Source organism: Sphaerochaeta globosa str. Buddy (assembly GCF_000190435.1).
GTDB lineage: Bacteria > Spirochaetota > Spirochaetia > Sphaerochaetales > Sphaerochaetaceae > Sphaerochaeta > Sphaerochaeta globosa.
This window is the reverse complement of the sequence record NC_015152.1, coordinates 1,294,473-1,307,862: the sequence shown is the minus strand read 5'-3', so window position 1 is coordinate 1,307,862 and position 13,390 is coordinate 1,294,473. Positions and strand designations below refer to the sequence as shown.

At 49.6% G+C, this 13,390-nt stretch carries 15 protein-coding genes; 8 read left to right on the top strand and 7 right to left on the bottom strand.

Annotation, left to right across the window (positions count from 1 at the left end; translation table 11 throughout):
- The first annotated feature begins 71 nt into the window (after positions 1-71).
- From rpsB to rseP, 7 genes are read left to right on the top strand one after another with little or no spacing between them, the layout of a single operon-like run.
- Entirely contained in the window at positions 72-962 is an 891-nt protein-coding gene (rpsB, locus tag SPIBUDDY_RS06165; protein ID WP_013606894.1) for a 30S ribosomal protein S2, read from the top strand.
- 11 nt (positions 963-973) lie between these two features.
- Complete coding sequence (gene tsf / locus SPIBUDDY_RS06160; RefSeq protein WP_013606893.1) at positions 974-1,825, top strand: translation elongation factor Ts; 852 nt, start codon at positions 974-976, stop codon at positions 1,823-1,825.
- A 60-nt stretch (positions 1,826-1,885) separates the two neighbouring features.
- Entirely contained in the window at positions 1,886-2,440 is a 555-nt protein-coding gene (gene frr, locus SPIBUDDY_RS06155; protein WP_013606892.1) for a ribosome recycling factor, read from the top strand.
- Positions 2,441-3,139: a polyprenyl diphosphate synthase gene (gene uppS, locus SPIBUDDY_RS06150; protein WP_013606891.1), complete on the top strand. Its 699-nt coding sequence runs from the start codon at positions 2,441-2,443 to the stop codon at positions 3,137-3,139.
- 5 nt (positions 3,140-3,144) lie between these two features.
- Complete coding sequence (locus tag SPIBUDDY_RS06145) at positions 3,145-3,975, top strand: phosphatidate cytidylyltransferase (RefSeq protein ID WP_245523816.1); 831 nt, start codon at positions 3,145-3,147, stop codon at positions 3,973-3,975.
- 7 nt (positions 3,976-3,982) lie between these two features.
- Positions 3,983-5,098 (top strand): 1-deoxy-D-xylulose-5-phosphate reductoisomerase, encoded by a 1,116-nt coding sequence (dxr, locus tag SPIBUDDY_RS06140; RefSeq protein WP_013606889.1) that lies wholly within the window; start codon positions 3,983-3,985, stop codon positions 5,096-5,098.
- A complete protein-coding gene (gene rseP, locus SPIBUDDY_RS06135; protein ID WP_013606888.1) occupies positions 5,095-6,480 on the top strand; it encodes an RIP metalloprotease RseP in 1,386 nt (461 codons plus the stop codon). The genes dxr and rseP overlap by 4 nt, the downstream gene beginning before the upstream one ends.
- Here rseP and dnaB read toward each other — a convergent pair.
- Genes dnaB through rpsF form a run of 6 tightly spaced genes read right to left on the bottom strand, consistent with a single transcriptional unit; the run spans position 6,470 to position 10,555 of the window.
- Entirely contained in the window at positions 6,470-7,855 is a 1,386-nt protein-coding gene (gene dnaB / locus SPIBUDDY_RS06130) for a replicative DNA helicase (RefSeq protein ID WP_013606887.1), read from the bottom strand. The genes rseP and dnaB overlap by 11 nt on opposite strands.
- 4 nt (positions 7,856-7,859) lie before the next feature.
- The gene (rplI, locus tag SPIBUDDY_RS06125; protein ID WP_013606886.1) at positions 7,860-8,432 is read right to left on the bottom strand and encodes a 50S ribosomal protein L9; all 573 of its coding nucleotides are present in this window, start codon (positions 8,430-8,432) and stop codon (positions 7,860-7,862) included.
- 12 nt (positions 8,433-8,444) lie between these two features.
- Complete coding sequence (locus SPIBUDDY_RS06120) at positions 8,445-9,413, bottom strand: motility associated factor glycosyltransferase family protein (RefSeq protein WP_013606885.1); 969 nt, start codon at positions 9,411-9,413, stop codon at positions 8,445-8,447.
- A gap of 15 nt (positions 9,414-9,428) precedes the next feature.
- Positions 9,429-9,719 (bottom strand): 30S ribosomal protein S18, encoded by a 291-nt coding sequence (gene rpsR, locus SPIBUDDY_RS06115; RefSeq protein WP_013606884.1) that lies wholly within the window; start codon positions 9,717-9,719, stop codon positions 9,429-9,431.
- 42 nt (positions 9,720-9,761) lie between these two features.
- Entirely contained in the window at positions 9,762-10,250 is a 489-nt protein-coding gene (locus tag SPIBUDDY_RS06110) for a single-stranded DNA-binding protein (protein WP_013606883.1), read from the bottom strand.
- Between the two features lie 23 nt (positions 10,251-10,273).
- Positions 10,274-10,555, bottom strand: coding sequence for a 30S ribosomal protein S6 (rpsF, locus tag SPIBUDDY_RS06105; protein ID WP_013606882.1), 282 nt, complete (start codon positions 10,553-10,555; stop codon positions 10,274-10,276).
- Positions 10,556-11,062: 507 nt separating this feature from the next.
- Here rpsF and SPIBUDDY_RS06100 point away from each other — a divergent pair.
- Positions 11,063-12,388, top strand: coding sequence for a Mur ligase family protein (locus tag SPIBUDDY_RS06100; protein ID WP_013606881.1), 1,326 nt, complete (start codon positions 11,063-11,065; stop codon positions 12,386-12,388).
- Here the strand turns inward: SPIBUDDY_RS06100 and SPIBUDDY_RS06095 are convergent.
- Positions 12,354-13,388 carry a lipid II:glycine glycyltransferase FemX gene (locus SPIBUDDY_RS06095; protein WP_013606880.1) on the bottom strand — a complete coding sequence of 345 codons (1,035 nt, stop codon included), beginning with the start codon at positions 13,386-13,388 and terminating at the stop codon, positions 12,354-12,356. The genes SPIBUDDY_RS06100 and SPIBUDDY_RS06095 overlap by 35 nt on opposite strands.
- Between the last annotated feature and the right edge of the window lie 2 nt (positions 13,389-13,390).

The following is a 13,390-nucleotide window of genomic DNA, read 5'->3' as shown; positions in this document are numbered from 1 at the left end:
GTAAGAGTAGAAGGGTGACGCACAGTTAAACCTGTCCCGTTGGGAGAGGTGTGTCGTCAGACAGGAGGATTATGTCCGTAGTTACCATGAAGAGCCTGCTCGAGTCAGGCGTGCATTTCGGCCACCAGACCAAACGGTGGAACCCCAAGATGGCCCGTTTTATTTTCAGTCAGAGAAACGGAATTCACATCATTGATCTGCAGAAGACCTCTGCATGTATCGTTGAAGCTTATGACGCTGTTCGTGCAGTCGTTAAGCAGGGCAAGACGGTTCTGTTTGTAGGAACCAAGAAACAGGCCCAGCAGGCTATTGAAGCCGAAGCTAAAAGATGTGGCATGCCGTATGTCAATAACCGCTGGCTCGGTGGTATGTTGACCAACTTCTCAACCATCAAGAAGTCCATTGCAACCCTCAAGAAGATTGAGAAGATGGAAATCGATGGAACCTTTGATTCCCTTACCAAGAAGGAAGTCTCCTTGCTTACCAAGCAGAAGATCAAGCTTGAGAAGAACCTCGGCGGTATCAAGGACATGAAGGATCTTCCCGGAGCACTGTTCATTATTGACACGAAGAAAGAAGCAATTGCCGTTACTGAGGCAAAGCGCTTGGGTATTCCTGTAATTGCTGTCGTCGACACCAACTGCGACCCTTCCGATATCACCTACCCCATTCCCGGCAACGATGACGCCATTCGTGCCATCAGCCTCTTTGTTGAAATCATCGCCAACGCTGTAGTTGACGCTGACAATGAAGCCGGCATCCAGATCATTGAGACTCTGGGCAACGAAGACGAAAATGATGACGTTTCCAAGAAGGACGAGGAAGAGGAAGCCATTGTCTTCTCCACCGATGAAGGTGCTGATTTCTCCAAGTTCGAGGAGAAGTCTGTAGAGAAGAAGGATGAGGAAGAGGGCGAGGAAGAGGACCTTCTCGTTGATGAAGAGACTCTGTACAAAGACTAAGGAGAACAAGCATGGCAATTACCGCTGATGTAGTAAAAAAACTGCGCGACCTTACCGGCGCAGGTATGATGGATTGCAAGAAGGCATTGACTCAGGCAGATGGTGATTTCGCTGCCGCCGAGAGATTCCTCAAGGAAATGGGGCTTGCTGCAATTGCAAAGCGCCAGGACCGTGCAACCGACAACGGTCGTGTATTCGTTAAAGTGCAGAAAGACAAGGCTGTGATGGCTGAGCTTTCCTGTGAAACTGACTTTGTTGCTTCCAATGAGCAGTTCGCCGAACTCGGAAACAAGATTTGTGATGTCGCCCTTGCCAAGGGATATACCCAGGTCAACGATGAGCTGACCGGTATGGTCAACGATCTGATCGCCATCATCAAGGAAAACATGGGTCTGAAGAACCTGTGTGTGTTCAACCTCGGTGCTAATGAATTTGCTTCCAGCTACGTTCATGGGAATGGTTCTTTGGGCGTGTTGGTTATTTTCAAGGCAGACAAGACTGAACTGTTCGAAAACGAGCTGGTCAAGGAGTTTACCAACGATTGTGCTCTGCACGTCGCTGCCTTCACTCCTTCCTATCTCACTACTTCTGCTGTCGACCAGGCATATGTCAAAGAACAGACTGAGATTTTCAGTGTTCAGGCTGCAAAGCTCGACAAGCCTGCCAAGGTGCTGGAAGGGATTGTCAAGGGCAAGCTGAGCAAGCACCTTTCTGAAATCTGCTTCCTCCAGCAGCCGTTCGTCAAGGACGACTCCATGAGTGTTGAGAAGAAGGTCGCCGAAGTGGCAAAGAATGCGGGCGGCAAGCTCGAGATTGTCAACTTCTCCTTCCTTCGTGCTGGCGTGGCTTCCTGCAGCAACTAACTGCAATCGACCTATACCCACCGCTCACCCCTGTGAGCGGTAGTTTTATTGGAGATGTCTATGCAACAGGTACTTGATACGTGCGAAAGCAAGATGCTTAAGAGTCTTGAGAGTCTTTCCAAGGATTTTGCCGGTCTCAGAACCGGAAGAGCTTCGGCTTCCCTTTTGGATAAGATTCGTGTCGACTACTATGGATCTGAGACCCCCATCAACCAAGTCGCGACCGTCAGCGTGCCGGAGGCGCGGATGATCGTCATCCAGCCTTGGGACAAAAGCGTATTGAGCGCTATCGAAAAGGCAATTCTGAAGAGCGACCTTGGACTCCCCCCGAACAATGACGGAAAACTGATTCGTCTCAACTTTCCCCCATTGAACGAAGAGAGGCGCAAGCAACTGGTCAAAAGCGCAAAGAACACTGCCGAACAGAGCAGGGTTGCAATGCGCAATGTCAGGCGTGAAGCTATGGATGAGCTGAAGAAACTGCAAAAGAGCGGTGACATCAGCGAGGACGAGCTCAAGGATGCCGAAAGTAAAATCCAGAAAATGACTGATTCCTACATCACACAGATCAACTCCCTCTCTGATGAGAAGGAGAAGGAAATCATGGAGATCTAGATGGAAGACAAACCCGTTGCCCCGGTCCACCTTGGCATAATCATGGATGGAAACGGCCGTTGGGCTAAGAAGCGATCGCTTCCCCGCACAGCCGGTCATGCAGAGGGATTGAAAGCCCTCAAGCGAGTGATATGCGAAGCAGCGGCCCAGGGTATCGGGTATGTCACTTTCTATACGTTCTCTACCGAGAATTGGAAGCGAAGTGAGCAGGAAGTGGCGTACTTGATGCACCTCTTCGTTGCCAAGATTCATGGAGAACTTTCGTTCTATAACAAACACGGAATACGCATCCTTGCCAGGGGTGATTTGCAGAAGCTTCCCATGGATGTCCAACAAGCTATAGAAAAAACTGTCTTTGAGACGCGTAACAACACTACCATTACTGCAATAGTCGCGATAAACTATGGGGGACGAGATGAGATTTGTCGTGCGGTAAACAAATGTATCGCCCTCAATCCCGGACAGGACATCACGGAAGCCTCCATTGCAGATAATTTGGACTTGCCTCAGGTGCCTCCTGTCGATATGATAGTGAGAAGTGCGAATGAGAAGAGGTTGAGTAATTTCCTCTTGTGGGACAGCGCATATGCTGAACTTGCTTTCTATGAGAAATATTGGCCTGACTGGAACGAAGAAGATGTCCGTATTGTCTGCCACGATTATAGTCAGCGGGTAAGGAAATTTGGGGGAATCGAATGACATCCATGGCAAAGAGGGTTCTTACCACCGTAGTTACGCTTCCTACCTTGTTCTGCATTATTTTGTTTCTCCCCCACTATTCATACGTTGCCCTCTCCTTCCTTGCTGTGCTCACGGCAATCTGGGGGGCAAAAGAACTGAAAGATCTCTATCAGAAAAGCGAAGGTGTCACCGTACATCTACCCTCGTATGTCGTCGGGTTGCTCCCTCTTGCACAGTGGATTGAGATGGGGTATTACCCCAACCTTCCGTTGGTTGATTTGGCCGTTGTACTGATGGCGTTGGGATTCTTCTCCAATGAGCTGGTCTTCGGAGCGAAAGACTCGTTTACCAAATCCCTTTCCCGCATTGCTGGACAGAGCCTGTTGCTGCTCTATCCTGGCCTTTTGATCACCTTCATCCAACGTATCTCCATCCTTGCCTATCCTTCACAATCATTTTTACTCTTCTTCCTACTCGTGTTCGGCAATGATATTTTTGCCTTTGTCTTTGGCATGTCATTCGGCAAGACCAATAAGGGCTTTGTTAAAGTCAGTCCAAACAAGAGTATTGCCGGCTTTGTCGGAGGGACGCTCTCCACCATCCTACTTTCAGTGCTTTTCTGCCTTTTTGTTCCAGGAATCAATGAACATATTTCACTCTTCCAGGCAATCATTCTGGGCTTGGCAACAAGTGCAGCAGCAAATATCGGTGATTTGATCGAGAGTGCCTTCAAGCGCTCTGCTCATGTGAAGGACAGCGGAACGCTCGTACCGGGCCGCGGAGGCCTTCTGGATTCCATTGACTCCATGTTGGCAAGTGCTCCAATTTTCTGGATACTGCTCTCGCTCTTCTAGGAGTTCTATGAAACGGGTCATCATCCTCGGGTGCACCGGTAGTATCGGCAGCACAGCACTTGAGGCCATTCGAACCAAACATCTCGATCTCCAGGTAGTTGGGCTATCAGCTCATACCAATGCCCCGCAATTGATTGCCTCGGCTCATGAATTCTCAGCTCAGGCAATCTGTCTTACCTCCACCACCCTTGAAGAAGTGTCTTCGCTCAACACCTATAGCTATTTCAGCGGGCTTGAGCGCATGCTCCACTCCCTTGATGCCGATATTGTCCTGAATGCCATCGCAGGTTTTGATGGACTTAGGGCGTCCCTGGCTGCCCTCGAATGTGGATTCGATCTCGCACTCGCCAACAAGGAAAGTGTTGTCTGTGCAGGACCCTACCTTTTTGAAATTGCAAAAAAATACGGTTCCACAATCATTCCAGTGGACAGCGAGCACTCTGCCATTGCAGAGCTGCTCAAAGGCCATGAACGGCAGCAGGTCCAATCCTTGATAATCACTGCGAGCGGAGGACCTTTCAGGACTCTCGATGCAGATCATTTTGCCGCCATCACCGTTGAGCAAGCCCTCGCCCACCCTACGTGGAACATGGGAAAGAAAATCAGCATCGACAGCGCAACCTTAGCCAACAAAGCGTTGGAAGTGATTGAGGCTTCGCATCTTTTTGGGTTCGATGCCGATCATATTGAAGTGGTGGTTCATCCTCAGTCGATAGTCCATTCAATGATCAGAACCCGTGACGGGGCGGTCTATGCCCAGCTTGGCAATCCCGATATGACGCTGCCGATAGTCAATGCACTCTGCACAGGAAGCCCCTCGTTGGTCAAACCCATGGATTTCACCAACCTTTCACTCACGTTTGAGCAACCCGATTTCAAGCGATTTCCTCTGCTTGGCCTCGCTTTTGAGATTCTCAGACGAAAAGGCTCGAGTGCCCTTGCCTTCAATGCGGCGGACGAGGTTGCGGTTCATGCTTTTTTAGCCCGTAAAATCTCCTACCCTGCATTGGTCCAAATAGTCATGAGGACCCTCGATCAGAAATGGGATGAAGAAATCGATTCGTTTGAACACATTCTGGCCTTGGATGCCAAAGCCCGAATGGTTGCAAGAAGCCTGATATGAGTGACATCGCCGCCCTCTTGGTAAAATACCTTATAGGATTGGTAGGTATTACCATTGTGGTGGTCATCCATGAAATCGGTCACCTTGTAGCGGCAAAAATATATGGCATTGAGGTGGAAATATTTTCCTTCGGTCTCGGGCCAAAGCTATGGGGTACACCCTATAAGGGAACCGAGTACCGAATCAGCCTCTTTCCTTTGGGAGGCTATTGCCGACTGAAGGGTTCGGATGATCTCAGCCAAGCCCTTATCGGCAAACAACGCGTCTTTACGCATACCGAGGAGGGATCGCTTTTCTCGGTTCATCCATCCAAACGGGTAATCACCTACCTTTCAGGACCTTTGGCCAACCTCTTGTTCGCCATCCTTCTCTATGCCTTGCTTGCCACCATCCCCCTGCAGGTAGTCTCAATGCCGAGTATTGTGGCAACAGTAGATGACTACCCACAATTATTCGGCGACACTGTGAGCCCTGCTTCTGATGCAGGAATACAAACCGGGGATAGAGTACTCAAGCTCAATGGGCAGGCCATTGTAGACTGGGAGGATTTGGAAAATCGATTGCTGAACTCAAAAGGCAAGGAAATCTTTACCATTGAGCGAGATCAAGAAGTGCTGGATATAACCGTTTTCGGTCAAAGTACCGACCAAGGGTCCTTCCGTTACGGGCTGTCCGTACTGCAGGATGCTGTGGTGGGGAGCGTCAGACCCAACTCTGAAGAGTATCGTGCAGGCTTACGGGAAGGCGATAGGATTACCGGGGTAAACGCTGTTCCTGTTGCCAATCATCTGCAGCTGCTCAGTGCGCTCGATGCTGCCGAGGATACATATTTGCTGACCGTCCTGCGGAACAATGAACAGCTGGATATCCAATTCAAGGCAAAAACCGATGAACAAGGCAAAGCAGATTTTCAGTTCTCGATTGCTGCCGATACAATAAAACGAGCCGGAAAAAGGTTCAATCTGCTTGATGGATGGAATAGTACAGCCGGAATTGTAAGGCAGACATTTACTATGATTGCGGGTCTGTTTGCCCGGGATGAAGAGAACCTGAGAAGCTCAGTAACCGGTATGGCCCGCTCGGCATTGCTCATCGGTGATATCACCACCCTGGGCCTTGAGCAGAATACACAAAGCGGGCTCTATGCCCTCTTCTACCTCATGGGCGGTGTCTCCATCTCGTTGGCCATAGCAAATCTCATCCCCTTGCCGGCGTTTGATGGCGGACAGGTCGTAATAGCCCTTGCCGAATGGGTCAGCAAAAAACAGATACGTCCAAAAACCTACTACATACTGCAGCTTATGGGAATTATTTGTATTATTGGGATTTTTTTACTGCTGACACTTGTTGATATTCGTCATTTTCTGGCGATCAGGCGTTAGGATTATTACCCGCAACATATTTGCGGCTGAATTCCATTTCCTCAAATCGTACAATATTGCTGACAAATGCAAGCGAGAATACTCCCGTCTCACCGTTTCGGTTTTTGGCCATGATGATTTTCGTTTCCTGGATGTTGTTCTTCTCGCGTTCCGCTTCATCGTCGGTTCGATTCTTGCCGACATCGCGATGTAAGAGGACTACTACGTCCGCATCCTGTTCGATTGAACCGCTATCACGCAAATCACTGAGCTTTGGTTCCACACCATCGGCTTGGCGGCCTACCTGACACAAGCAAACCACCGGCAGATCCAGTTCACGGGCAAGCTGCTTCAGCGAACGGCTGATGATAGAAATCTGTTCATGGCGGGGGATGCGGGCATCCGCCTCGGCATCGATCAGGCCGATGTAATCGATGTAAATCACCTGGATGTCATGCTCAAGCTTCATCCTGCGGGCCTGAGCCCTCAACTCCATCAACTTCATGTTCGGAGTATCCTGGATATACAGTTCAGCTTCATACAACGCTCCGGAAGCATCGATGATGGAGCTCATCTCACTGTTCTTCAGGGTAGCTTTGCGGATATGGGAAAAATCGACACGGCTGTGACCGGTCAACAGGCGTTCCATGAGGCTTGAAGCACTCATTTCAAGAGAGAAGAACCCCACCCGATACTTCTTCTTCACAATCATATTGAGTGTCAAAGAGAGGGCAAAAGCAGTTTTACCAATGGACGGTCGAGCTCCAACAATGATGAACTCCTGCTTCTTGAAACCACCGGTGATGGAGTCGAGCGGGAGGAAACCTGTCTCAAAACCATTCTTGATACCACTGGTACTGCGCATCTCGATGTCGCTTATGGTGTTTGTGATCAGATCCTTTATCGAGTAGTAGCTGTCACTGCCGGCAGTTTCATTGCTCAATGAGGAAAGGGACTGCTCCCCTTCATCGATGACTTTCTGAATATCCTGCGACTCGTCAAAGGCATTGTCCTTGAGCTTGGAGGCAAACAAAAGAAGTTTGCGCCTTTGGCTGAGGGCTTTAAGAATCTTTGCATAGTAAGCGGCGTTCGTTGTGGTGGGAACGTCACTGGTGAGGGTAGAAATGTAGGAGAGTCCCCCACACTGCTCAACCAGGCTCTTACGCTTCAAATAGGAACTGAGCGTAATAAGGTCGAGGGTTTCAGAACTCTCCTGCCTGAAGGCAACAATGGCACCGAACAGTTGCTGGTGGGCTACTTTATAAAAGTCGTCCTTGCCCAAAAAGTCGGTCACTTCTACAAGGACCTTCTCATTGAGCAGGATTGCCCCTAAGACAGCACGTTCGGCCTCCTCATTCTGGGGGGGAACGCGCCCGAGCATACTATTCGACGCCATCTACTTACTCGTTGGCTTGAGCCTGGGCGGCAAGGGCGGCAGCCTTTGCAGCTTCAGCTTCGGCTTTGGCAGCTGCCTTTGCAGCCTCGGAAGCAGCTCTTGCTTCTGCAGCTTGGCGAGCCTTGACAATCGAGTCACTCTCGACTACCAACTTCACCTCAGCACTCTCGTCCTCATAGAGGCGAACACGGACCGAGAAAGTGCCAACCATCTTGATTGCATGGGTGGGAACCTCAATCTTCTTGCGCTCGACCTCAATACCCTGCTTTGCAAGGGCTTCCTGGACCATGGAGGAGGTGACAGAACCGAACAACTTGCCGCTTTCACCAGCAGAAACAACCATGGTGAGTACAACCTTGTTCAGTTTCTCTCTCAAGCTTGCGCTAGCGTCGCGCTTCTCGATCTTGCGCTTTTCAATGGCAGCAGTACGGGAAGCAAAAATGGCCTGATTAGTCTTACTGAACATCACAGCCATGCCGGTAGGAAGCAGATAGTTACGGGCATACCCGTCCTTTACAACTACAACGTCTCCCTCTTCACCGAGGTTGACGACATCCTGATTGAGAATGATTTTCATAGGGAAAACTCCTTACTCATTACGTCTATACACAATCCAAGTCTCCGTAACACCCAACAAAGGCAGTACAAAGACAACCAGCAGGTTCACCCCAGGTATCAGAAAAGCCAGCAGAAAAGTTGTAGTAACCAACCTTCCAGTATTGACGGCAATGCCCTTTCGTAACATGAAATGCGTCACGATAGCCATACCTTGCACAGCATACAACACGGCACTGCCCAGAGCAACCTGAAGGGCTAAAGCCCGAACAAGATACCCTGCCTTGGCAAAAATCAACAGAAGCACAATGGTCCAGGAGGCTAGGAAAATCCAGATCAAAAGATCGGGAACCTTCCAGGCGGACACCCGAAGGGAAAAGCTACTGTCAAACCGCGCTTGGTAACTCATTGCCATAAAACTGGCAAATCCAACCAACGCCATGCACAACGGAGCCAATATTGCTCCTATGGTCAATACCGACATGTGATACACGCTTTTAATGGCATCATCTGCCATCGGAAGCACTGAATCGGTCGTGCCGGATGCCTGTCCGAGAATGAGGCGGAAGGTCTCATACATTGCTGAGTTTACCCGCATCAATGGCTCGGTCGGCTTCGAAAACCAGATAACTACCGTAAAAGAGGCGACCACCCCAAAGAGGCAAGCAGCCAAATAACGGTTCACTGTCCGTTGTTTTGCCAATGCAATCCATACTGCACAAGCCACCAACAATACAGCGGGGATGAACAATCCAATCACAAGCAGGATTCTCCCTTCCTCACTACCCAAGGCATTCCTTGAGCGAATCAACTCGGTGAGCAGAATCAACGCACCTACCAAGATGACGGGAAGCAGTTCTCCTTTGCGATCGGAAAACTTCGGGGCAAGAACCATCAAGGGTATGGTGAAGAGGAAATTGCCGACCATCAAGCGGGAAAGCACATAGCTGACACCCACTGCGATCAACAGGAATTTCATAGCTTCACGATTCTTCTGGTTCATAGCGCCCAACACAGATTACTTCTTCTCGAACGGAAGGTATGCGAGAACGCGGGCCTTCTTGATCTCGTTGGTAACTGCTCTCTGGTGCTTTGCACAGCAACCAGTGATGCGGGCGGGAAGAATCTTGCCACGCTCGGTGATATAGCGCCGAAGCATCTCAGGATTCTTGTAGTCGGGAGTAAGGTTCTGGGTGCAAAACTTGCAAACCTTCTTACGGAAAGCGGGCTTGCGACCCCCTGTCCGTCTGTCTCTTCCATTCTTTCCATCCATATCATTCATCATGGAATCATTATCGTCATCACGCATGCATATTTCTCCTTGCAACATCGGCTGCCCTCGGGCAGCGTTTTAGAATGGGATCTGGTCGTCGTCAAATTGCTCAGGACCGGAGATATCCATTACAGGAATCGATTCCGGCTTGGCATTCGAACGAGGGCTGTATGACCCCTGATTTCTTGCTACAGGCTGTTCGCCAGAGCTTCTCTCGCTTCTACCATCGGTAGAACCGGGACTGGAAAGGAGCTGCAAAGAATTAACGGCAATCTCAACTCGGCTTCGGCTTTGTCCGTCCTGTTCCCAGCGACTCTGCCTCAGTTCACCGATGATGGAGACCTGCCTGCCCTTCTCCAGATACTGGTTGATGGACTCAGCACTCTTGCCAAACATCGTGCAGTCAAAAAAGTTGGCCTCATCCTCCCATTTATTGTCAGCCGTCCTCTTTCTCCGGTTGACTGCAAGGGAAAAACGACAGATGGCCATGCCTCCATTGGAATAACGAAGCTCGCTCTCCCTCGTAAGCCGACCCACCAACGCGACTACATTCATGTCATTTGCCATTCTTTTGCTCCATTCGTCTTAGATTATTTCTCAGTGTTTACAAACAGATACTTCAAAATGTTGGCGTTCAAGAGGAATCCTCGTTCAAATTCGAGGATAGTGCTTGGGTCAGCCTTCAGTTCGAAGTAGACATAGTGTCCCTTTTCCTGTTTCTTGATGTCATAGGCCAGATACTTGACGCCCATGTCGTCCTGCTTGGTAATCTCTACCCCGGCAGTTGCAAAGGTGCTGGTCACATACTCTAGGCCAGCGGTTGTGTTTTCTTCATTTGCATTGAAGATAACGGTGAACTCATAATTTCTCATGGTTCCTCCTTACGGACTAAATGATCCGCCCTCAAGAGCGGATAAAGAGGTTCTCAGTAGCGTACCATACTTTTTACAACTAGGTCAACAAAGCCAACAAGATATCTCATAATGCAATAAGGGCTTGGATGATAAAAAAACCGCCGGAGCGACCGACGGTTTTTTTGCTTTGGTACCAAGCTAAAGATTACCAGAAAAAACTATTTGTTCTTGTGTCTATTTTTTCTGAGCTTTTTCTTTCTCTTATGAGTAGCAATCTTATGCTTTTTTCTTTTTCTTCCACAAGGCACTGTAGAGCTCCTTACCATCCGGCTCTTTTTTCGGTTGGTACCGAATCCGGGTGGTTTTGTAATTACCGTACTATTATGCGTGTATGCCAAACCAAGGTCAAGGGGGACAAGGAGAAAATTCATTCCTATTTCTGAACAAGATTTCCCTACGAAATAACACCGATTCGTCTTGCTCTGTTTGCTCTTTCTTCCTACTATAGAGCTAAGGGGAGGCTCTATGAAGGTTCTGATCTTCGGATTGGGAATGCATGGTGGTGGATATTCCGCCGCTTCCTATTTTCTCGACCATGGCGATGAAGTGAGAATTACCGACCTGAAAGGAGCCTGCGATTTAGGTTCTGAAATGGAAGCGCTCACTCTTCGAGGTGCCTTGTGCATATCGGGAACGCACCGAAGTGAAGATTTCCTATGGGCCGACATCGTCGTAAAGAACCCTGCCATCCCACCCAATCATCCAATGCTTGCCCATGCCCGCATGGTAGTCAATGACTTTGCTTGGCTTTTTTCCTCTCCTTGGTGTGAACAAGTCAAAATTATTGGGATCACGGGAACCAAGGGGAAAACGACAACCAGTGCCGCTGTAGCACATGTATTGACGCATGCAGGGTATGAAGCGATGCAATGCGGCAATATGGGCATCAGTGCATTTACCGTACTCAGGGAGTGGGAACGACGCCATGAACAGGGACGGAGACTTCCCGATTTTTTGGTGGTTGAGTTCTCCTCCTGGCAGATACGTGACTCAGTACAGGCCTTGCATGGACAACTTCCCATCATGGAAGTATGCGCCCTCACCAATTTCTACCCTGATCACCTGAATTCATACCAATCCATCGAACAGTATCTCGAGGACAAACTTGAGTTGTTCACACCATCCATCCATATGGCCGTAGTTCCCGATGTCATGATGAAGAGAATCCAAAAGCAGACGAAGCTCGACCGACGGCACATCAGGGGCATTGACCGCTCATGCCCGAAGGAACTGGAGCAGCAACCGCATCTGCAAAGTGCGTATGCAATTCTGTTGGCGCTGGGCCTCAAGTACAAAAGCATCCTCAAGGCTTTGGAGAGTTTCCAAGGCGTCCCTCACCGCATTGAGCAGGTGGGGTCGCTTGGCTCCATTCTCTTTGTCAACGACAGCGCGGCAACCATACCCGAGGCGGTACACTTCTCCTATGCCAAATTTCGTTCGATGGCGGTACACTTGATATGCGGGGGAACGGACAAGAACCTGAAAGCTGATGCCATGCTCGAGGAAGTGAAGCATGCAACCAGCATCTCCTTGCTGGATGGAAGTTTCACCCAGAACAAACTGCTCCCACTACTGAAGCAGCATGATATCCCCTATAGGGGACCATTCAAGTCCATGGGTGATGCCTTGCAGGCGAGTTACGATGCAGCACAGGCAAAACAGCACGATCTGCCTGACTTGCCCCAGGCAATCCTGCTCTCACCAGGCAGTGCATCGTTTGAACTCTTTGCCAATGAATTTGATCGGGGCAACCAATTCAAGAATTTGGTTGGGCTCCTTCTTGAGGCTTGACCCTGCGCTTGAACTTGTATCTGACATACTCTGAAATTGCGTAGAGTTTCCAAGGAAGAAATGCATAGACATAGTCGGTGGACGGTGTACGATAATACGCCTGTCCCCCGAAGGAAAGCTTGAAAACCTCCAAACCCGCCAAATGGCTGCCTCTTCCCTTCGGACCAGAAATCCCATACAGGTCATAGGTGGCGCATCCTTTTTCACAGGCCATCTTGATGGCGTAATCCTGTAAAACATGCGAGCAAGACAATGAATCAAACCGTTGGGAAGCCCCATACAGATACACAGCCTCGGTTTTGGAAAACAAAACAATGATTCCACCTACAATTTTTCGTTTCTCAGTAGCCAACAGAAGCTTGCAATCTACATCGCCGGAGACTTTACCATCGAGGGCCAAGAGGGCCTTCAGATACTTGGCTGGGCGCGGGGAAAAACCATCTCGCTTTGCTGTTTCCAGATAGATTTCATACCACCGCTTGAACGAGGCTCCATCGGAACCCCAGAGCCCGACTTCGAAGACTTGGCTTGCCTTGCGCAGCGCACGCTTTGCCCGGTCGCGATAGCCCAGGGTCACTGCATGGTATCCCCAGTGGAGATCAATGCGTACCGTACCTTCGGGTTGTACACTTTCCCTGCAGGTCTTGAAGCGTGGGCCATTGATCAGCATGACGTTCTGGTCATTGACCTCCTCGAAGGGAAGATCGAATCGCAGGGCGAAAACGGAAGAAGGAAGGCTCTTGCGCAACGCCTTCGCAAGGTGCTTGAGAAGTTCTCCGACCTGGGAGGAAAGCGGCGGCCCAAACGGTATGTAGGCAATTTTCAGCAGGGGCATCACCTGTTTGACGAGCACCAAAACTGAAAAAGTCCTGTCTTCATCCTCAACTTCAAAAGCATACGGTATCCATCCGGTACCGTGTTTCACAGCAGCCCAGAAGCTGCTCTGCAATACCGATCCGGTGCATACAAACTTTTTATAATCAATCGACCGGACAACCATCC